We start from the raw sequence: 19,389 nt of genomic DNA, 5'->3' as shown, positions 1-19,389 counted from the left end.
CTCGTTCTGGGGGCCGCGGCGGTGGGGTTCATGTCGGTGGGGCTGGTGCGGGCCGCCGATCAGGGGGCCGACCTGGGTGGGCCCATCGTCGTCACGCCCGAGCCCTCGGGGTCGCTGACCTCGTCGACGCGGGCCTCGACACCGTCGCCGTCGCCTTCCTCCTCGTCCTCGCCGTCGGGCTCCTCGCCGTCCACGGCCTCCCCGTCCACCGCCTCTCCGTCCGCTCAGCCTCCATCCGCTCAGCCTCCGTCCGCGAGAGACGGCACGCCCGATGCGGAGCCGCGGGCGAGCGAGCGGGCCGCCGCCGAGCGCAGGTCCAGAGCCGAGCCGGTCGCGCCGCCTCCACCGCGGCGCGGAGGCGGCGGTTTCGCCGATGATGACGACGGGGGCGATGATGACGACGGTGACGACGCCGGTGATGATGCCGGTGACGACTGACGAGGAGGCCACATGCGGGTGAGCGCCCGTGCCCGGATCGTGGGCTGGATGCTCGCAGTCGTCGGCCTCGCACTCTCCGTCGCGATCTTCGCCACCTGGACCATCCTGCTCGCCCGGCTCGACGACCGCATGACCCACGAGCTCGGCAACGAGGTCGACAAGCTGCGCCGCTACGCCGCCACCGCCCTCGACCAGCAGACCGGGCGCAAGGTCACCGACGTGGGCGACCTGCTGACCGGCTACCTCGCGGTCAACGCGCCCGACCGCTGGGAGACGTTCTTCAGCATCGTCGACGGCCGCGCCGACCGCGCCACCTCCGTGCCGCCGCCGGTCCCGCTCGACGGCGACGCGGAGCTGGTCGCCGACATGGCCGAGGCCACGCGCGTCGAGCGCGACGAGGTCGAGACCAGCCGGGGAACGGTCCAATACGCGGTCATCCCGGTCACCGTGTCGGGCGACGCCCGTCAGGGGCACTTCGTCGTGGCCATCTTCTACGACATGCACCGCGACGAGATCGTCGACGCCGTACGCGTGCTCGGGCTGTCCGCGCTCGCGGCGATGGCGCTGGCCGGGGCGGCCGGCTGGCTCGTGGCCGGGCAGGTGCTCGCGCCGCTCCGGCTGGTCAGGCAGACCGCCGAGCAGATCAGCGACTCCACCGACCTGACCCGCAGGCTCGACGTGCCCGGCGACGACGACGTGGCGGCGGTCGCGGCGACGTTCAACCACATGCTCGACCGGCTGGAGCAGGCGTTCGTGGTCCAGCGGCACTTCATGGACGACGCCGGCCACGAGCTGCGCACCCCCATCACCGTCATCCGCGGCCACCTCGAGCTGATGGGCGACGACCCCGCCGACCGCGCCGAGACCCTCGCCCTCGTCACCGACGAGCTCGACCGCATGAACCGCATCGTCGACGACCTGCTCACCCTCGCCAAGGCCGAGCAGCCCGGCTTCCTCGCGCTCGACAACGTCGAGCTGGCCGACCTCACGGTCAGCGTGGTCGCCAAGGCCCGCGCGCTCGGCGCCCGCACGTGGCGGGTCGACGAGGTGGCCGAGGCCAAGCTGCCCGCCGACCGGCAGCGGCTCACCCAGGCGCTCATGCAGCTCGTCGCCAACGCCGTGCGCCACACCGCCGACGGCGACCTCATCGCCGTCGGCTCCGCCGTCCGCGACGGCCGCGTCGAGCTGTGGGTACGCGACAGCGGGCCCGGCGTCCCGACCGCCGAGCGCGAGCGCATCTTCGGCCGGTTCGTCCGCGGGGCCGGCCGCACCGGCGCGCACGACGGGGCCGGGCTGGGCCTCGCCATCGTGCGCTCCATCGCCCAGGCCCACGGCGGCCACGTCCGGGTGACCGACGCCCCGGGCGGTGGCGCCTGCTTTGTCATGTCCCTGCCGATGTGGGAGTTGTGGAGGCTCGGGTGAACCGCATCTTGATCGCCGAGGACGAAGCCAGGATCGCCGCCTTCGTGGAGAAGGGGTTGCGGGCCAACGGCTTCGTGACGGCCGTGGTGGGCGACGGGGTGGCGGCGTACGATCTGGCCGCTGCCGGCGGGTTCGACCTGCTCATCCTCGACATCGGGCTGCCGCGCAGCGACGGGTTCACCGTGCTGCGGCGCCTGCGCGAGGCCATGGTCACCATCCCCGTGATCATCCTGACCGCGCGCGACAGCGTCAGCGACACCGTGGCCGGGCTGGAGGGCGGGGCCGACGACTACATCGCCAAGCCCTTCGCCTTCGAGGAGCTGCTGGCCCGGGTGCGGCTGCGGCTGCGCGCCGACCGTACGCCTGAGGTGACCGTGCTGCGGGTGTCGGACTTGTCGCTCGATCTGCGGACGCGGCGGGTGTATGTGGGGGATCGGGCGGTCGACCTGTCCACCCGCGAGTTCGCGCTGGCCGAGATCTTCTGCCGCCACCCCGACCAGGTCCTCACCCGCGAGCAGTTGCTGAGCCACGTGTGGGGCTTCGACTTCGACCCCGGCTCCAATGTCGTGGACGTCTACGTCCGCTACCTCCGCCGCAAGATCGGCCCCGAACGCATCGAAACGGTCCGCGGCACCGGCTACCGCATGCGAGTCGCCTGACCGCAGCGTAGCTGGATGAGAGTCGCCTGACCGCAGCACGGCTGGATGAGAGTCGCCTCATCATCGCCTCACTTCCACCTCACCCCCGCCTACCAAGCTGTTCACCAGGAAGCCAACGAAAGGAGCAGCCTTGGCAGCCGGACTGGCGATGGACCTCGTGGCGATCCTCGTACTCGCCTATGGGCTCTACTACCGCCGACACCACCGCCGCGACCTGCTGTTCGCCTACATCGCCCTCAATGTGGGCATCTTCGCCGTCGTGTCCCTGCTGCTGGTCCAGCGGGTCGACATCGCCGTCGGGTTCGGCCTGTTCGGGGTGCTGTCCATCATCCGCCTGCGGTCGAGCGAGATCACCCAGCAGGAGATCGCCTACTACTTCATCGCGATCGTGCTGGGCCTGGTCAACGGCATCGCCGGAGCGTCATGGCCGTTGACCGCCCTCCTGCTGAACGCCGTCCTCCTCGCCGTCATCTACGTCGGCGACCACCCCCAGGTCCTCGGCCGCACCCGCCATCAGGTCGTCACCCTCGACGTCGTCCACACCGACCCCGACCTGCTCCGTGCCGACCTGGAGAGCCGGCTGCGGGCGAAGGTGCTGCAGTGGGAGGTGACGCAGGTGGACTACGTACGCGACGTGACGGTGGTCGACGTCCGCTTCACCTCCGCCCCGTCCGTCCGCGTAGGAGCCCGCTGATGCCGACCATCCACCGAGCGCCCCTCACCGTCTGCGGTCCCACCCCCAACGTGCCGTCCACCGGGTGCCGCATACCTGCGGCCCGTGGCCTGTCGCCCGGAGATCAGGGCCTGCCGTTCGCGAGCCTCGCATCCGCGTCCGAGCGCGGCCGGTCCGCCGACGACACGCAGGTCCACGTACGTCGGGGGGAGGGGTTCGTCGGGCGGCCCTACGCCGACGCGTTGCTCGCCGGGGTCGCGGCCCGGTTGCCGGGCATGGAGCTGGACGACGTCCCCCAGCTCATGAGCCGGGTCGACCGCAAATACATCGTGCCGGCCGCCACCATGTCCCACCTGGCCGCCGAGCTGGGCGACCGGTTCCAGGTGCTGCGCATCGACGGCCGCCGCCAGTTCCGCTACACCTCCACCTACTACGACACCCCCGACCTGCTCACCTATCACCACCACCGGCAGGATCGCCGGCGCCGGTTCAAGCTCCGCACCAGGACCTACCTCGACGGTGGCGGCCAGTGGCTGGAGCTCAAGCTGAGCGGCGCAAGGGGCAGCACCGACAAACACCGCATCCCGTACGACGGCGCTCCCGGGCAGCCGCTCACCGAGGAGGCGCTCGACTTCGCCCGCGACACGCTACTCAGAGAGCTGCACCTCGTCGCACCCGAGCCGCTGCAACCGGTGCTGGCCACCGACTACAGACGGGTCACCCTCATCGACCAGGCGGGTGGCGCCCGCCTCACCTGCGACACCGGTCTGGTGTGCCGTGACGGCCACCGCCGCGCCCCCGCTCGCGGCGACATGGTCCTGCTGGAGTCGAAGTCGGCGGACGGCCGCGCGCTGGCCGACAAGGTGCTGCGCGGCCTCGGGGTGCGCCCGGTCAGCGTGAGCAAATACTGCCTGGCCGTCGCCGCCCTCCGAGCCCAACCCGCCAACCGCTGGCACCCCATCCTCCACCGCTACTTGCTCCCCGCCGCATGACGGTGGCGGCGGGGAGGTACGTCAGCCGCCAGAGGGGTTATGGCGGTGGGGGCGGGGGCGGACCACGTGCCAAGGGGGATGCGGCGGTCGGGGGCAGCCACGTGTCGAGCGGTGTTGAGGCGGTCGGGTGATGCGTTATTCGCCGGTGGGTCTGGGTGATGGCCGCCGGGAGGCGGTGGGTGGTCCGTGGGGCGGGTTTCTTGGGGTGGTCGGGGTTTGTCCCCCTTGCGAGCTACGCGCAGTTGTCCACCGTGTGGTGACGACCGGCAGGGGGTCTGATCCATAGCGTTTGGGGTGTCGGGGGCGAGCCGACTAAGCGGCCGCCGGCACCGTCGGCCGGTCAGGTCGGCGGACTGAGACTCGCTTGGGAGGATGACATGATCCGGACGTTCAAGGCAGCCGCTGTGATCACCCTGTGCACCGCCGTCGGCATGGGGGTCGCCGCGGGGCCGGCCGCCGCTGCCGAGGAGTGGGACCCGTTCGCGAACGCCAACGTGGCGAGCTGGGATCCGTTCTCCGGGGGCAAGCGCGTCGCGGACCCGTTCGTCGGCACCAAGAAGATCAAGGTCGCGGGCAAGTCGGTGAACGTGTCGTGCTCGGGGCGGCCGGCCAAGGGGCGCAAGCCGGTCATCGTGCTGCTGGCGGGCATGGGTGACGGGCTGGACAAGCTGGCCAAGCTGCAGAAGACGCTGAGCAAGAAGAACCGGGTCTGCTCGTACGACCGGCTCGGCGAGGGCGCGAGCGACAAGCCGTCCGGGAAGCAGACCTTCGCCGGCACGGGCAAGATCCTGACCGGGGTGCTCGACCGGGTCGCGGGCCGGCAGCCGGTCGTGCTGGCCGGACACTCGCTGGGCGGGCTCATCGCCGCTCGCTACGCCCCCGAGCACCGCGACCGGGTCAAGGGCCTGGTGCTGCTGGACGCCACCCCCTCCACCATGCTGCGCGACGTCAAGAAGGCGATCCCGGCGTCGGCCAAGGGCCCGGCGGCCGAGCTGCGGGCGCAGAACCTCGCGGTCTTCCAGGGGCAGAACCCCGAGATGCTGGTCGTCCCCGACGGCAAGGTGGGCTACGCCGGGAACATCCCGGTCGAGGTGATCAAGCACGGTAAGCCGTACCTCGCGGCGCTCCCGACGTACGGGCCGAAGCTGGAGCGGGCGTGGACCGCCGGCCAGCGCAAGTGGCTGGCCCTGTCCCGGCAGAGCCGCCTGACCGTGGCCAAGAAGAGCGAGCACTACATCTACGTCGACCAGCCCGAGGTCGCCGTCAAGGCCATCCAGACCGTCGCCGCCAAGGCGCCCGCCACGGCCGCTGACCTGGCCTGAGGTGTGGCGCCTGGGGGGATCGAAGCACGGCCGCTGCCGGGGGTGGGCACCTGCCCGGCAGCGGCCGGCGAGTTTCCATGCCCGGCCAAATCCCAGGTCCGGACTTTTGGGGAAATGCGGCTTTCCGGTGGATTAGTGGTAATAGCAGGCGGTCGGCTGGGCTTGGGAAGTGTGCCTGAAAGGGGCCGCCGGGATCGCCGGGGTGCGCCAGAAGAAGGGCTGCGGGGATCGCCGGGGTGCGCCTGGAGAAGGGCTGCGGGGGTTGTCGGGGAGCGCCTGGAGGCAGGGGCGGGACTTGCCCGGGGGTGGGTGGGGAAGCTCGACAAGGGGGCTTCGTGGTGATAGGCAGGGACTTGACCTGCGGATATGAGCGAATGCCTGCGAGAGTGGTGACCGGGTCCTGGCGTGATGTCTGGTTGTTCGGTGGGCAGGCTGCTTGCGTAACAAGGGATATTTCTCATGCTTGAGCGCATTCATGAGATACCGGGCGTCTTGCTGAGTGCGGATGAATATCTCGACGACTTCTGGCCTAATTTCCGGAAAATTGATGATGTGTTCTGGAAGCTGGAGCGCATTCAGAGCTTCAGGGAGGCCGGGGAGCCGAGCTGGGTCGCGATGATGGAGGGCGACTGGGATCGTTCGCTCAAGCTCATCGACGACAAGCCCATCGGGGTGTTCGACAGCCGGGGCGGGTTGATGCGGGAGTGCGAGCGCCCGGCCGAGAACTTCCTGCGCCGCCGCATCAGGATCGTGGAGCAGCCGGTCACGCCGTACCTGCAGTGGGAGATGCACGTGCTGGCGCTGCGGGTGGCGACCGTCGAGCAGGTGCGGGTGCTCGACGCGGGCGAGGTGGCCGAGCTGGAGGGCGGGCGGCGGCTGCCGGAGCTGGTGGTGCTGGGGACCGTGGTGATGTACGAGGTGACGTACGACGAGGCTGGGACGCACAGCGGGGCGCGGCGGATCGACGACCGGGAAGTGATCGAGGCCTGCCACGGCGAGCTGGACAAGCTGTTCGCGGCGGGTGAGGACTTCCGGGCCTATTACGACCGGGAGATCGTGCCGTTGCCGGCGCCCCGGGTGAGCGTCTGAAGGAGCGGCCCTACAACGGCAGGTCTCCGGTGGCGGCCGAGGTGGAGCCGGTGGCCTGGTAGGCGGCGATGGTGCGCTCGGCGATGCGCATCTGGTGGATCTCGTCGGCCCCGTCGGCGAAGCGGGCCCACCGGGCGTGCTGGAACATGTGGGCAAGCGGCGTGTCCGTGGAGTAGCCGAGCGCGCCGTGCACCTGGATCGCGCGGTCGATGATCCGGTTGAGGCTGTTGGCGACGAAGTGCTTGGCCATGGAGACCTCCGTACGGAAGTCCTCGCCCTTGTCGATCTTCGAAGCGGCGTGCAGGACCATGAGCTTGCACTGATACAGCTCCATCGCCGAGTCGGCGATCATCCACTGGATGCCCTGCTTCTCGGCCAGCAGCGAGCCGTGGCTGTAGCGGTTGAGTGCGCGGTCCACCATCATGTCGAGGGCCGTCTCGGCCTGCGAGATCCAGCGCATGCAGTGGGCCAGCCGGGCCGGCCCGAGCCGGTACTGCCCCAGCCGGTGCCCGTTGCCCCGCCCGCCGAGGATGGCGCTGGACGGCACGCGCAGGTCCTTGATGACGATCTCGCTGTGGCCGGTGGAGCCGTGCATGGTCTCCACCTCGCGGACGTCGTTCCAGCCCGGGTTGGGCAGGTCGATGAGGAACGCGGTGTTGGCGCCCCGCGACCCCTCCGGGACGTCCTTCTCGGTACGGGCGATGAGGATCGCGAAGTTGGCCCGCCGCGCGTTCGAGATGAACCACTTGTGGCCGTTAATGATCCATTCGTCCCCGTCCTGCACGGCCTCCGTACGGATCAGCGTCGGGTCGGAACCGGCCACCTCAGGCTCGGTCATGGCGAAGCAGGACATCTGCCTGCCTTCCAGGAGCGGCCGGAGGTACTTCTCCTTCTGCTCGTCGTTCGCCCAGTGCAGGAGCGTGTGCATGTTGCCCTCGTCGGGGGCCTGGCAGTTGAGCACCCACGGGCCGATGCGGGTCTTGGCCGCCTCCGACTGCACCATGGCCAGCTCGACGTGCCCGAGCCCCATGCCGCCCCACTCCTTCGGCATGTGCGGCAGCCACAGCCCCTGCTCCTGGGCGAGCGAGCGCAGGTGGAAGATCGTGCGCAGGTACGCGTCGCGGTCCCCCTCCTGCACCTCGTCCATGGCGGGGATGACCGTGCCCTGGATGAACGCGCGGACCCGCTTGCGGATCTCCTCGTGCTCGGGGGCGAGGGTGAAGTCGATGGCCATGCGGTCGTACCTCTCAGTGTTCTCGGTGGGTGATCAGTCGGGGAAGTGGCAGGCCAGCCAGTGGTCCTCGCCGATCCGCCGGATCTGGGGCTCCTCCTGCGCGCACCGCGCCGCCGCGCGCGGGCAGCGGGTACGGAAGCGGCACCCCGTCGGCGGGCTGACCGGCGACGGCGGCTCGCCGCTGATCAACGTGTCGGCGGGCGGCAGGTCGAGGCCGCCGCCCGGGATGGAGGCGATCAGGGCTTTCGTGTACGGGTGCGCCGGGCGGCCGATCAGGTCGGCGCTGGGCGCCAGCTCGCACACCTTGCCCAGGTACATCACCAGGATCCGGTCGCTGACGTTCTTCACCACGGCCAGGTCGTGGGCGATGAAGACGAGCGTGAGCCGGAAACGCTCCTTGAGATCCTCCAGGAGTCCCAGGATCTGCGCCTGCACGGAGACGTCGAGCGCCGACACCGGCTCGTCGCAGATCACCACCTCGGGGTCGAGGACGAGCGCCCTGGCGATCGAGACGCGCTGGCACTGCCCGCCGGAGAACTCGTGCGGCCTGCGGACCGCCGCCGTCTCCGGGTCCAGGCCGACGGCTTCCAGCACCTCGTCCACGCGGTCGCCCGGCAGGTTCCAGACGCGGGGGCCCTCGCCGACGATGTCGCGGACGCGGCGGCGCGGGTTGAGCGAGGAGATCGGGTCCTGGAAGATCATCTGGAGGCGCCTGCGGGTCCTGCGCAGGGCCTCGCCGCGCAGCTCGGTCAGCTCCACCCCGTCGAGCCGTACGGAGCCCGAGCGCGGCGGCGGGAGCTGGACGAGCGCGCGGGCGGCGCTGGACTTGCCGCAGCCCGACTCGCCCACGATGCCCAGGGTCTCGCCGCGCGCCAGGTCGAAGCTCACCCCGGAGACGGCGCGCACAGTGCGACCTCGGCCGGCGGGAAACTCCACCACCAAATCCTCCACCCGCAACAACACGTCGTCACGGGCTCGGAGGTGCGCGTTTCCGCTACCGGCCATCGGGGGCTCGCCTCTTTTCGGGAGGAAGGAGGAGCAACACACGGGCCTGAAGATGCGCACTTCCACTACCGGCCATCGGGGGCTCGCCTCTTTTCGGGAGGAAGGAGGAGCAACACACGGGCCTGAAGATGCGCACTTCCACTACCGGCCATCAGGGGCTCGCCTCTTTTCGGAGGGAGGGGGAGCAACACGTCGTTACGGGGGCGGAGGTGCGCGTTTCCGCTACCGGCCACTTTGCTCACCTCTTTCTGCGGAGGAGGGGGAGCCGACCCTCGTAGGGGGAGGGGCGGCTGCGGCCCGCTCACCGTTTTCGGAGGGGGAAGGGGCGGCGGCCCCTTCCCCGGTCGCGGTGGTCGTTGCGGGGTTCTGGGTGGGGCGGGGGTGCCAGCAGGCGTAGGTGTGGGGGTGGTCGGTGAGGAGTGGGGGTGCGTCCTCGGCGCAGCGGGGGGTTGCGTACGGGCAGCGGGCGCGGAAGGCGCAGCCCTGTGGCAGGTCGACCAGATCGGGTGGGCGGCCGGGGATGACGCGGAGGCGGTGGTGGACGGGGTCCGTCAGGCGGGGCGCGGCCTGGAGGAGGGCTTCGGTGTACGGCATGCGGGGCCGCGCGAACACCTCGGCGGCGGGCCCGCGCTCGACGACCCGCCCCGCGTACATGACGATGACCTCGTCGGCCCACTGGGCGACGACGGACAGGTCGTGGCTGACCAGCACCACCGCCATGTCCCGCTCCTCGCGCAGCCGGTGCAGCAGCCGCAGCACCTGGTCCTGGATGGTGACGTCGAGCGCGGTGGTGGGCTCGTCGGCGAACAGCACGTCGGGCCGGCACGACAGCGCCATCGCGATCGTGACCCGCTGCCGCATCCCGCCCGAGAGCTGATGCGGGTAGCGGCGCAGCATGCGGGCGGGGTCGGGGATGCCGACGGAGGCGAGCAGGCGGACGGCCTCGTCGCGGGCCTCGCGCCGGCTCATCCGCAGGTGCACCCGGAGCGGCTCGGTGACCTGGGTGCCGATCGTGCGGACGGGGTTGAGCGCGGTCATGGGGTCCTGGAACACGGTGCCGAGCCGCAACCCGAGCACGGAGCGCATCTCGGCGGGCCCGTACGCGGTGAGGTCGTCGCCGGACAGCAGGACGTGGCCGCCGCGTACGGCGGTGCCCGGCAGCAGGCCGAGGATGGACCGGATCAGCATGGACTTGCCCGACCCCGATTCGCCGACGATGGCGAGGGTCCTGCCACGGTCGAGGGCGAAGGAGACGCCGTCCACGGCCTTGACGAGGCCGCGCGGGGTGACGAGGTGGGTGCGCAGCCCCTCGACCTGGAGCAGCGCGTCACCCACGGGAGCGATGGGGGCGGGGGCGGCGATCTCGGGAGCCTGGCGCACCGGCTCCAGGCCGCTCTCGCGGACGTCCGTCAGCGACCGCAACCGGTCCCCGACCAGGTTGAACGAGAGCACGGTCAGGAACATCACCACCGAGGGAGCCAGCACCACGTGCGGCGCGGTCTCCATCAGCGTGCGGCCCTCGTTGATGAGCCCGCCCCAGGTGGGCGTGGGCGCCTGGACGGACAGGCCGAGGAAGGCGAGGCTGCCTTCGGCGACGACGACCACGGCCATGCCGATGAACGCGTACGAGGCGGCGGGCACGGCCACGTTTGGTATGATCTCCCGCCACAGGATGCGCCGGTCGCGGGTGCCGAGGACGCGCGCGGCCAGCACGAACTCCCGCTCCGCGAACGTCAGCGTGGCCCCCCTGATGAGCCGCACCCACGAGGGGATGCCCAGCACGCCGAGCACGATGAGCACGTTCCGCAGGCTCGCCCCGGCGAAGGCGACCACGGCCAGCGCGAACACCAGGGCGGGGAACGCCTGCGCCACGTCGTTGACGGCCATGATGACCGCGTCGGCGGCCTTGCGGCGGTAGCCGGCCAGGATGCCGAGCGGCGCGCCGATGCCGAGGCCGAGCAGAACGGCGCCGACGCCCACGCCGAGCGAGACGCGGGCGCCGTACACGACCCTGCTGAGCACGTCGCGGCCGAGCCCGTCGGTGCCGAACGGGTGCGCCGCGCTGGGCCCCGACTGCGGCGGCCCGGCCAGCGTCTCGTCGTAGCGGGCGAGCGGCAGCAGGTCGGCGAGCACGGCGGCGAGCAGCACGAGCCCGATCCAGCAGGCCGCCAGCCAGAAGGCGGGCCCGAGCCGCCCACCGAGCCCCCGACCGAGCCCCCGACCGAGCCCCCGACCGAGCCCCCGACCGAGCCGCCTACGCACGCCGGATCCTGGGGTCGACGGCGGCGTACACCAGGTCCACCGCGAAGTTGACGACCACGTAGCCGACCGAGATCAGCACGACGCCTCCCTGAACCGTCAGGTAGTCGCGGGAAAAGATGGAGTCGACGATGAGCCGCCCGACGCCGGGCAGACCGAACAGGGTCTCGATGATCACCGTGCCGCCGATGAGCGCGCCCAGGTTGAGCCCGACGGCGGTGATGAGGGTGATCGCGGAGGGGCGCAGCGCGTGCCGCCACAGGATGCGCCGCGGCGACAGGCCGCGGGCCCGTGCGAGCGTGATGTAGTCCTCCTGGAGGGTGGCGATCAGGTCCGTACGCAGCAGCCGCGCGTACACGGCCAGCTGCCCGCAGCCGAGCGTCACCGCGGGCAGGATCACGGAGGTGAGGTTCCACCCGAGGTCGAGCGAGATCGGCGTCCACCCGGTCGCCGGCAGCACCTGCCAGGTGACCGCGAAGAGCAGGATCAGCAGCACCCCGAGCACGAACACGGGCGTGGACAGCAGCGCGAAGCTGAGCGCGGTGAGCGCCTGGTCGAGGGCGCGGCCGGCGCGGCGGGCGGCGGCCACGCCGACGGGGATGGCGAGGCCGAGCGCGATGAGCTGCGCGGCGACGAGCAGCTCCAGCGTGACGGGCAGCCGCTCGGCCAGCTCGGCGGCGACGGGCATCCTGGTGATGTACGAGGTGCCGAAGTCGCCGGTGGCGAGCCCGCCCAGCCAGTCGGCGTAGCGCACCAGCAGCGGCTGGTCGAGCCCGAGCTCCTGGCGGAGCTGGGCGCGGGCCTCCTCGGTCGCCGACAGGCCCAGGATCTGCGTGACCGGGTCGCCGGGCAGCAGGTTGAGCAGCACGAACGACAGGAAGGTCACCACGACCAGCACCACCGCGAGCCGGACCAGCCGGTGGAGGACGATCACCGCTCGCTGACCCAGAGCTGGCCGAACGGGTGGTACGGGATGGGCGAGCCGGTCAGCGGCAGGCCCTTCTCACCGTCGGGCAGCAGGTGCTCGCCGATGCCGCGCACCTTGTTCCGCGCCACGATGGCGCCGGTGTCGAGGTGGTCGATGAACACGTACGGCACCAGCTCGCGCAGGCGTTCCTGGACGGTGGCGTACGCCTGCTTGCGCACGGCCTCGTCGGCGACGGCCCTGCCCCGGTCGAAGGCGGCGCTCAGCTCGTCGTCCTTGAGCCTGGTCATGTTGAGCGAGACCTCGCCGACGGGCTTGGCGTAGCCCTGGTGCATCCAGATGTACTCGCCGTCGGGGTCCTGCGAGGAGAACTGGGTCCAGACGGTGGCCGCGAAGTTGCCGGTGATGGCGCGGTTGATCAGGTCGGCCTGGTCGGCCTGCTTGATCGTGACGTCGATGCCGGCCTTGCGCCACATGTCCTGGGCCAGCTCGACGCCCTGCATGGTGTTGGGGTCGGGGGTGGAGATCAGCTCGAAGCGGATCGGGCCCTTCTCCGCCTCGACCTCCTTGACCAGGGCGGCGGCCTTGACGGGGTCGTAGCCGGGGTAGCCGCCCTCGGTGTACCACTTGGAGTCCTTCGACCAGGGGCCGTCGGCGGGCTGGGTCAGGCCGCCGCGCAGGGTGGAGATGACGGTCTCGCGGTCGGTGGCGTGGGCCAGTGCCCTGCGCACCCGTACGTCGTCGAGCGGCGCGACGGCGGTGTTGAGCAGGAACATGTACTCGGCCACCGCCATGCCCTCCGCCCGGTGCACGGTGTAGGTGTCCTTCATGGCGCCGAACTTGGTGAGGTCCTCGTCGCGTGAGGTGCCCATGGCGTCCACGCCGCCCGCTTCGAGGGTCTGGGCGCGGGTCTGCGTGTCGGGCAGGACGCGGAACTCGATCTCGTCGAGGTACGGCAGGCCCTGCCGCCAGTAGCGGGGGTTGCGGGTGACGACCATGCGGTTGTCGGGGACGTACTCCTTGAAGATGAACGGCCCGGTGCCCACCGGTTTGAGGCTGGCCGCCTTGGGGTCGCTGAGCGAGGCGGGCGGGACCATCATGCCGGTCTGGGTGGACAGGTAGTAGGGGAAGGCCACCCAGGGCTGGTTCAGCACGACCTTGACGGTCATGGGGTCGGCCAGCTCGAACGACGTGATCGGCACGAACACCGCGGCCGTCAGCGGGGACGCCTTCTGCGCCTCCAGGTTGGCCTTGACGATGTCACCGGTCAGCGACATGCCGTCGGAGAACGAGATGCCCGATCTCACCTTGATCGTCCACTCGTCGTACGTCTTGTTCGGCGTGACCGACTCGGCCAGGTACGGCTTCCAGTCGCCGTCCTCGGCCACGCTCACCAGCGGCTCGATGATGGTGCCGACCATGCTGTAGCTCTGCGCCGCGAACTGGTCGGTGACCGGGTTGAACCCGTTGGCGTCGGCGCTGAGTGCGTAGACCAGGCGTCCGCCCTGGGTCGGCCCGGTCGCGGCGGGCTCCCCTCCGGGTGGTCCTTCTGCGACCGGTCGTTGCCCGCTGCAGGCCATGAGCAGCGTCGCGGCCAGCAGCAGTGCGGCCGGCGTCCTCCAGCGTCTCATCCACGCCTCCTCCCGGCTGATCCCCCGAGAGCAATTTCACCGATAGTACTATCGGTGAAATTCCGCACAAGACCCGCGAGACAATCGTTACTGGAGGGAGGGGATCGATGACGAGCACGCCGCTCACCAGGAGCGAGGCCAAAGACCTGACCAGGCGCAAGCTCATCCGCGCCGCCTTGACCATCCTCGACGAGGAGGGCGAGGCGGGCCTGACCACGGTCAAGGTCGCCAAGGCCGCCGGCATCGCGCAGTCCAGCTTCTACGTGCACTTCAAGGACATGCAGGAGTTGCTCAGGGTGCTGGCGGAAGAGGGTGGCGAGCGGTTGCGCGCCTCCATGCGCGAGGCCCGCCGCAGGGCCCGCGAGGCTCCCGGCGATCTCGAACGTCACCGCGAGACGTTCCGCATCCCGCTCGAGGCCATCTGCCGCCATCCCGAGCTGCTGCGCATCCAGCTACGGGCCCGCCACGACCCCTCGTCATCGCTGCGCGACTTCGCCCGCGAGACGGCGGCCGCCTACCGCGACCATCACGCCGCCGACCTGGCCGCGCTCGGCTACACCGCCGACGACGAACGCGACAGGCGGCGGCTTGAGATGATCGCCGAGGGCATCAACGCGGCCACCAACGCCCTGGCCATGGGCCATCTGGAGGGCCGCTACCCCGACCTCGACGAGGCCGCCGACATCCTGACGGCCCTGTCCCGCGGCGCCCTCCGCCTCCTTCGCCACACCTCCGGCAAAACCCCGTCAGGCGGGGCGGGGGAGCCGGATGAGGCGGGGGCCGCCCAAGGCGGCGGCCCTCGCTGAGGCGGCAGGGCAGCCGGGGCAGCCGAGCCGGCCGACCTCGGCCGCTGAGGCGGGCCCACCCGCTCCCCGACATCACCCCCGACGACCTCCCCAAGCAGCCGAGCCGGCCGGCCTCGGCCGCTGAGGCGGGGGTGCCGGGTGGAGGGCTCCGGCGAGGTGCCGCCGGAGCCCTGAGGTGGTCGTCAGAAGGTGACGGCGGACGCCAGCTCCCCAGCCTCGCCCGCCGTCAGCCGGCCGTCCGCCACGACCGTGACCACCCGCCGCGACAGCGTGTGCTCGAAGGTCAGCGGCGTGTCCCAGGCCAGCGCCTGACCCACCCCCGGATAATCCGCCACCCGGACGAACCACGGGTCCCCGTCGGCCTGCACGAAGACCAGCGTCCAGCCGCGTCCGTCGGGCGTGGTGCCCGACATGGCCACCCACGGCTGCCGGCTGCCGTGCACGGCCTGCTCGTCGCCGGGCAGCGTGACCCGGTCGACGGAGGTGCCGGGCGCCCGCCAGAAGAAGCCGCCGTACCCGGCGCCGGCCCGGCCCTTGGTGGCCGAGCTCTCGATCGTCAACGGCGCCCCGGTGAGGTTGGTGAGCGTGAACGCGAAGTCCAGCGCCCACGCCTCGCCCAGCGGCCGGGCGGCCACCGTGCGCTCCTCTCGGACCAGCGGCCCGCCGGGCCCCGCCCACTCCAGCAGCTCGGTGAAGCCGCCGTCGTCGAGCCGGGTGAAGGCCAGGTGCCGCTGGGTGCCGTGATTGTCCAGCCAGGTCGGCCCCTGGTCCCTGACGTACGTGCGCCCGCCCCAGAAGTTGGCCCCGCCGAGGTCGGAGATCGCGACTCCGGCCCCCAGGTGGTGCACGTGGTCGTCGGGCCTGACCTGGGTGACCTCCACGCCGCCGAGCGTACGGACGTCGTGCAGGTAGGGGCGCGGCGAGTCCGTGGCGGGCAGGTCGGGACGCCAGTCGTAGGCGGCCACCTCGGCGCCCGGCACCAGCAGCGCCACCCGCGTCCACGGCGCGTCCAGCTCGGAGTAGAGCGCCAGCTCGTCGGCGCTGCGCCGGGTCAGCTCGACCACGCCGGGCAGGACCCGGCCGGCCACCTCGCCGTCGGCGTCCCTGAGGACGAGCTGGTGCCGCTCGGGGATCGGCACCGGCTCGGGCGAGAGCCTGATCGCGTCCACCACCTGGGTGAACCGCTCGGTCACGGCCAGCGGCGCCAGCAGCTCGGCGCCGGTGCGGACGTGGTCGATGAGGTTCTCCAGCAGCCCCGCGCGGCCGTGCACGGTCGTGGTGACCGAGCCGTCGGCCAGCTCCACCTTGAGCCGGTCGTTGGTGTACGTCAGCGTCGCCCGCCCCCGGTCACCGTGCACCACCAGGTAAGGCTCGTGCCGTGGCACCGACTCGGGCGCGCACAGCGTGACCGCGATGGTGATCACGAGCCCGTCCTCCAGCCGGATCCGTACGCAGGAGGTGTCGTCGGACTCGATGGGGTGGGCGTGGTAGAGCTCGGTCTCGATCGCGGCGATGGGGGCGTCCACGAGGGCCAGCGCGGTGGCGGTGGCGTGCGCGAACGGGTTGGTCAGCGCGCCGTCCATCACGTCCACGCCGTTCAGCCGGCGCCGCCCCGACCAGGGGGCGCGGGTGAAGTACGCGGAAGGCCGCTCCCACGCGCCGGACCCGCCGATGCCGCGTACCCGGCCGAGCGAGCCGCCCGCGATCAGCCGCCGCAGGGCGGGCACGGCGGCCGAGCCGAGCGACTGGAAGCCGACCTGGCAGGCCAGCCCGGTCTCGGCGACGACCTCGGCGATCCTGCGCTGCTCCTCGATGCTCGGCGCGGGCGGCTTCTCCAGCAGCACGTGCGAGCCGCCGCGCAGCGCCGTGATCGCGAGGTCGGCGTGGGTGTTGATGGGCGTGCAGATGATCGTGAACTCCGCGCCGGTCTTGGCGATCAGCTCGCCCAGGTCGGGCGACTGGAGTGGGGTGCAGAAGTCCACCTCGGCGGGCCGCAGGTCGCACACGCCCGCCAGCTCGACCAGCCCGCGCGCGGTCAGGTCGCGCAGGATGCCGAGGTGGTGGCGGCCGTGCCCGTTGGCTCCCGCGAGGACGACCTTGGCCGGCGCCATCACGACCACCTCAGCCCGAGCCCGGCGTGCCCGCCGGCGCGCAGCACGCCGTCCGACACCGCCACCGGGTACGGCTCCGCCAGCAGCCCGAGCCGGGCGAAGGAGGCGTCCTCGACGTCCTCCACCATGACCGGCAGCGGCAGCGAGAGCGCGAGCTGCCCCGACACCTCGCTCAGCAGGTGCGGATAGACCGGCACGTCGTAGGTGCGCGCCAGCTCGGCGATCCGCAGGAACGGTGTGATGCCGCCGACCCGCACCACGTTCGGCTGCACCACGTCGCACGCCCCGGCGGCCAGCAGGTCGCGGAAGCCGTAGGTGGTGTAGACGTTCTCACCGACGGCGATCGGCACGTCGATCGAGCGGCGCAGCTCCACGTGGGCGGCCACGTCGTCGGCGGGCAGCGGCTCCTCGATCCAGTGCGGGCCGAACTCGCGCAGCGCGGCCATCGCGCGCCGGGCCCTGTGCAGGTCCCAGCGCTGGTTGGCGTCGATCATCAGCAGCCGGTCGGGGCCGATCACCTCGCGGACGGCGGCGACCCTGGCGACGTCCTCGGCCAGGTCGGGGCGGCCCACCTTGATCTTGACGCCGCGGAAGCCGGCCGCCACCCAGCGCCTGGCCTGCTCGACCAGCTCCTCCATCGGGTAGTGCAGGTTGACGCCGCTGCCGTAGACCGGCACCTCGTCGCGCCGCCGCCCGAGCACGTCGGGCAGCGCCGCGTCGCCGCAGCGCAGGTCCCACAGCGCGAGGTCCACGCCGGCCAGCGCGATCGTGGTGATCCCGCCGGGCCCGGCCTCGCGCAGGTGCCGCCAGAGCAGGTCCCACACCACCTCGGGGTGGGCGGGCGCGCCGATCAGCGCCTCCCGGATGTCGTGGTCGAGCAGCGCCTTGACGGCGTGCGCGCCGATCTGCGGCGTCCATGAGAACCCGGTGCCGGTGCGCCCGTCCTTGAGCGTCACGTGGGTGACGATCACATGGTTGTACGGCACGTCCGCGCCCCAGGGGCGGGGCAGGGGAGCCGTGCGCAGCTCGGTACGCAGCTCCGCGATCGTCATGACGCCACCCGGTCCAGCCCGATCTTGATCAGCTCGGCCAGCTCGGCGAGGTGCTCGTCGGTCACGTCGACCAGCGGCGGGCGTACGCGGCCGACGTCGAGGCCGCGCAGCCGTACGCCGGCCTTGACCAGCGACACGGGATAGCCGGGCACCTTGCCGCGCAGCCGGACGAGCGGCGCGTAGAACGCGGTGAGCAGCCGCTCGTCGCCGTTCAGGTACGCCAGCGCGATCTCCGGCGCGAACGCGAACACCGCGCTGGAGTACAGGTGCACGCCGATGCCCCGGTAGGCGGGCATGGTCAGCTCGGCCGTCGGCAGCCCGTTGAAGAACAGGAAGCCGGGGTGGCTCTCGCGGACCGCGAGCACGATGCGCTGCATGCGGTCGATGTCGCCGACGCCGTCCTTGAGCCCGATCACGCCGGGGATCTCCGCCAGCCTGACCACGGTCTCGGGTTCGAGCACGACCGAGCCGCGCTGGTAGATGATCACCGGCAGCACCTCGGCCACGGCCCGCACGTACGCCTCGAAGCCGTGCCCCGGGCCCTGCGCCAGGTAGGGCGGCATGAGCAGCAGCCCGTCCGCGCCCGCGTCACGAGCGGCCCGCGCCTGGTTCAGCGCCGCGCCGATCGGCCCGCCCGCGCCCGCGAACACCGGCGCGCGGCCCGCCACGACCTCGGTGCTCACCCGCACCACCCGGGCGTGCTCGTCCTCCGACAGCGCGGAGAACTCGCCGGTGCCGCAGGCCGCGAACACGCCGCCGGGGCCGTGCTCCATGCCCTTGCGCACGTGCTCGGCCAGCACGTCCTCGGCCAGCGCGCCGCCGGCGTCGAAGGGGGTCACGGGGAAGAACAGCACACCGCTGAGTTTCATCAGGTCTCATCCTTGAGTTCGGTACGCCAGCTGCGCTTGGGCTGCCAGCCGAGCAGGCGCTCTGCCTTGGCGGTCGAGAAGGCGGGGGTGGTGCCGGTGAGCCCGTCGGCGAAGCCCTCGGTGCCGGGCACCACCTGGGGGAGCAGGTCGGCCAGCGGCTTCCTGGCCAGCGCGTCGGCGGCGCCGGCGAAGAACACCTCGCCGTTCGGCAGCTCGGGCAGCGCCTCGGCGAGCACGGTGATCATCTCGGCGGCGTCGCGGGAGTCGATGTAGTTGAACAGCGACACCCCGCCCAGCTCGGGCCGGTCGAGCCGCTCGCGTACGGTGTGGCCGGACTGCGTGGGCGCTCCCGCCCACTCCTCGGGCGGGATCACAAAGCACGGGCGCACGGCGGCCAGCTTGGTCGTGCCGGCCGCCGCGAACGCCTTCATCGTCTGCTCGGCGGTCACCTTCGACAGGTTGTAGGCGTTCCAGGGCAGGACCGGGTGCTCCTCGTCGATGGGGAGGTAGCGGGGCGCCCAGCCGCCAGGGGCGCCGTACCCCATGACGGTGGGGCTGCTGGCCACCACCACGCCGGCCACGCCGAGGGCCACCGACGCCTCGCACACGTTGAACGCGAGCTGCGTGTTGACCTTGAAGATCACCGACTCGGGATGGCTGAACGGCGTGGCGATGGCGGCCAGGTGGATCACCGTCTCAGGACGGAACCGCGCCATCACCTCGAACGCCTCTCCCGTGTCGGTGAGGTCGGCCGGTAACGTGGCGGCTGCCTCCTCTGGTGTCCCTGGGATCCTGTCGACCCCGATGACCTCGTGCCCGGCCGCCGCGAGCGTGGTGACCACGCTGCGGCCGAGGCGTCCTGCGCTTCCGGTGACGAGGACTCTGCTCACCGTGTGGGGCTC

Annotated in this window: 17 protein-coding genes; 7 read left to right on the top strand and 10 right to left on the bottom strand. The window is 71.6% G+C overall.

Annotated features, from left to right (window positions below; genetic code table 11):
- Nucleotides 1-59: 59 nt before the first annotated feature.
- The gene (locus ACFFR3_RS03175) at nt 60-209 is read right to left on the bottom strand and encodes a hypothetical protein (protein WP_345397146.1); all 150 of its coding nucleotides are present in this window, start codon (nt 207-209) and stop codon (nt 60-62) included.
- Nucleotides 210-450: 241 nt separating this feature from the next.
- On the opposite strand from ACFFR3_RS03175, the gene ACFFR3_RS03170 reads away from it, so the two are divergent.
- The 6 genes from ACFFR3_RS03170 (at nt 451) to ACFFR3_RS03145 (ending at nt 6,595) form a co-directional block, all read left to right on the top strand.
- On the top strand, nt 451-1,860 hold the full coding sequence (locus ACFFR3_RS03170) for a sensor histidine kinase (RefSeq protein ID WP_379482553.1): 1,410 nt from the start codon (nt 451-453) through the stop codon (nt 1,858-1,860).
- Nucleotides 1,857-2,519 (top strand): response regulator transcription factor, encoded by a 663-nt coding sequence (locus tag ACFFR3_RS03165; protein WP_364365720.1) that lies wholly within the window; start codon nt 1,857-1,859, stop codon nt 2,517-2,519. The genes ACFFR3_RS03170 and ACFFR3_RS03165 overlap by 4 nt, the downstream gene beginning before the upstream one ends.
- Before the next feature lie 148 nt (nt 2,520-2,667).
- Nucleotides 2,668-3,213 (top strand): DUF4956 domain-containing protein, encoded by a 546-nt coding sequence (locus tag ACFFR3_RS03160; RefSeq protein ID WP_345409576.1) that lies wholly within the window; start codon nt 2,668-2,670, stop codon nt 3,211-3,213.
- Nucleotides 3,213-4,184 (top strand): polyphosphate polymerase domain-containing protein, encoded by a 972-nt coding sequence (locus tag ACFFR3_RS03155; protein WP_379482552.1) that lies wholly within the window; start codon nt 3,213-3,215, stop codon nt 4,182-4,184. Before ACFFR3_RS03160 ends, ACFFR3_RS03155 begins: the two co-directional genes overlap by 1 nt.
- A 377-nt stretch (nt 4,185-4,561) precedes the next feature.
- On the top strand, nt 4,562-5,506 hold the full coding sequence (locus tag ACFFR3_RS03150; protein WP_379482551.1) for an alpha/beta fold hydrolase: 945 nt from the start codon (nt 4,562-4,564) through the stop codon (nt 5,504-5,506).
- Nucleotides 5,507-5,965: 459 nt separating this feature from the next.
- A complete protein-coding gene (locus ACFFR3_RS03145; protein ID WP_345397155.1) occupies nt 5,966-6,595 on the top strand; it encodes a DUF6879 family protein in 630 nt (209 codons plus the stop codon).
- A gap of 10 nt (nt 6,596-6,605) precedes the next feature.
- Here the strand turns inward: ACFFR3_RS03145 and ACFFR3_RS03140 are convergent, their stop codons facing one another.
- The 5 genes from ACFFR3_RS03140 to ACFFR3_RS03120 form a co-directional block, all read right to left on the bottom strand.
- Complete coding sequence (locus ACFFR3_RS03140) at nt 6,606-7,829, bottom strand: acyl-CoA dehydrogenase family protein (protein WP_364365730.1); 1,224 nt, start codon at nt 7,827-7,829, stop codon at nt 6,606-6,608.
- 33 nt (nt 7,830-7,862) lie between these two features.
- Nucleotides 7,863-8,834, bottom strand: a complete 972-nt coding sequence (locus tag ACFFR3_RS03135) for an ABC transporter ATP-binding protein (RefSeq protein WP_364555319.1) — start codon at nt 8,832-8,834, stop codon at nt 7,863-7,865.
- Nucleotides 8,835-9,056: 222 nt separating this feature from the next.
- A complete protein-coding gene (locus tag ACFFR3_RS03130) occupies nt 9,057-11,096 on the bottom strand; it encodes a dipeptide/oligopeptide/nickel ABC transporter permease/ATP-binding protein (RefSeq protein ID WP_379482550.1) in 2,040 nt (679 codons plus the stop codon).
- Nucleotides 11,089-12,027, bottom strand: coding sequence for an ABC transporter permease (locus tag ACFFR3_RS03125; protein WP_345397164.1), 939 nt, complete (start codon nt 12,025-12,027; stop codon nt 11,089-11,091). The genes ACFFR3_RS03130 and ACFFR3_RS03125 overlap by 8 nt, the downstream gene beginning before the upstream one ends.
- Nucleotides 12,024-13,649 carry an ABC transporter substrate-binding protein gene (locus ACFFR3_RS03120; RefSeq protein ID WP_345397167.1) on the bottom strand — a complete coding sequence of 542 codons (1,626 nt, stop codon included), beginning with the start codon at nt 13,647-13,649 and terminating at the stop codon, nt 12,024-12,026. Before ACFFR3_RS03120 ends, ACFFR3_RS03125 begins: the two co-directional genes overlap by 4 nt.
- Before the next feature lie 107 nt (nt 13,650-13,756).
- On the opposite strand from ACFFR3_RS03120, the gene ACFFR3_RS03115 reads away from it, so the two are divergent.
- Nucleotides 13,757-14,455: a TetR family transcriptional regulator gene (locus ACFFR3_RS03115; RefSeq protein ID WP_345397170.1), complete on the top strand. Its 699-nt coding sequence runs from the start codon at nt 13,757-13,759 to the stop codon at nt 14,453-14,455.
- A 182-nt stretch (nt 14,456-14,637) separates the two neighbouring features.
- On the opposite strand, the gene ACFFR3_RS03110 is transcribed toward ACFFR3_RS03115, so the two are convergent.
- Genes ACFFR3_RS03110 through ACFFR3_RS03095 form a run of 4 tightly spaced genes read right to left on the bottom strand, consistent with a single transcriptional unit; the run spans nt 14,638 to nt 19,377 of the window.
- Nucleotides 14,638-16,566, bottom strand: coding sequence for a DUF6807 family protein (locus ACFFR3_RS03110; protein ID WP_364365744.1), 1,929 nt, complete (start codon nt 16,564-16,566; stop codon nt 14,638-14,640).
- On the bottom strand, nt 16,566-17,618 hold the full coding sequence (locus ACFFR3_RS03105; RefSeq protein ID WP_345397174.1) for a mandelate racemase/muconate lactonizing enzyme family protein: 1,053 nt from the start codon (nt 17,616-17,618) through the stop codon (nt 16,566-16,568). Before ACFFR3_RS03105 ends, ACFFR3_RS03110 begins: the two co-directional genes overlap by 1 nt.
- Nucleotides 17,615-18,487: a 5-dehydro-4-deoxyglucarate dehydratase gene (locus ACFFR3_RS03100; protein WP_345397176.1), complete on the bottom strand. Its 873-nt coding sequence runs from the start codon at nt 18,485-18,487 to the stop codon at nt 17,615-17,617. Before ACFFR3_RS03100 ends, ACFFR3_RS03105 begins: the two co-directional genes overlap by 4 nt.
- The gene (locus ACFFR3_RS03095; protein WP_364365750.1) at nt 18,487-19,377 is read right to left on the bottom strand and encodes an NAD-dependent epimerase/dehydratase family protein; all 891 of its coding nucleotides are present in this window, start codon (nt 19,375-19,377) and stop codon (nt 18,487-18,489) included. Before ACFFR3_RS03095 ends, ACFFR3_RS03100 begins: the two co-directional genes overlap by 1 nt.
- Between the last annotated feature and the right edge of the window lie 12 nt (nt 19,378-19,389).

Origin of the sequence: Nonomuraea salmonea (assembly GCF_042428605.1) — a bacterium.
Lineage (GTDB): Bacteria > Actinomycetota > Actinomycetes > Streptosporangiales > Streptosporangiaceae > Nonomuraea > Nonomuraea salmonea.
This window is presented reverse-complemented; position numbering and strand designations above follow the sequence as displayed.

Bases quoted from the DNA above. Each gene is read 5' to 3' on its own strand.
- ACFFR3_RS03120 (WP_345397167.1), bottom strand. From the start codon at position 13,649: ATGAGACGCTGGAGGACGCCGGCCGCACTGCTGCTGGCCGCGACGCTG.
- ACFFR3_RS03145 (WP_345397155.1), top strand. From the start codon at position 5,966: ATGCTTGAGCGCATTCATGAGATACCGGGCGTCTTGCTGAGTGCGGAT.
- ACFFR3_RS03140 (WP_364365730.1), bottom strand. From the start codon at position 7,829: ATGGCCATCGACTTCACCCTCGCCCCCGAGCACGAGGAGATCCGCAAG.
- ACFFR3_RS03115 (WP_345397170.1), top strand. From the start codon at position 13,757: ATGACGAGCACGCCGCTCACCAGGAGCGAGGCCAAAGACCTGACCAGG.
- ACFFR3_RS03110 (WP_364365744.1), bottom strand. From the start codon at position 16,566: ATGGCGCCGGCCAAGGTCGTCCTCGCGGGAGCCAACGGGCACGGCCGC.
- ACFFR3_RS03155 (WP_379482552.1), top strand. From the start codon at position 3,213: ATGCCGACCATCCACCGAGCGCCCCTCACCGTCTGCGGTCCCACCCCC.
- ACFFR3_RS03105 (WP_345397174.1), bottom strand. From the start codon at position 17,618: ATGACGATCGCGGAGCTGCGTACCGAGCTGCGCACGGCTCCCCTGCCC.
- ACFFR3_RS03150 (WP_379482551.1), top strand. From the start codon at position 4,562: ATGATCCGGACGTTCAAGGCAGCCGCTGTGATCACCCTGTGCACCGCC.
- ACFFR3_RS03170 (WP_379482553.1), top strand. From the start codon at position 451: ATGCGGGTGAGCGCCCGTGCCCGGATCGTGGGCTGGATGCTCGCAGTC.
- ACFFR3_RS03100 (WP_345397176.1), bottom strand. From the start codon at position 18,487: ATGAAACTCAGCGGTGTGCTGTTCTTCCCCGTGACCCCCTTCGACGCC.
- ACFFR3_RS03160 (WP_345409576.1), top strand. From the start codon at position 2,668: ATGGACCTCGTGGCGATCCTCGTACTCGCCTATGGGCTCTACTACCGC.
- ACFFR3_RS03135 (WP_364555319.1), bottom strand. From the start codon at position 8,834: ATGGCCGGTAGCGGAAACGCGCACCTCCGAGCCCGTGACGACGTGTTG.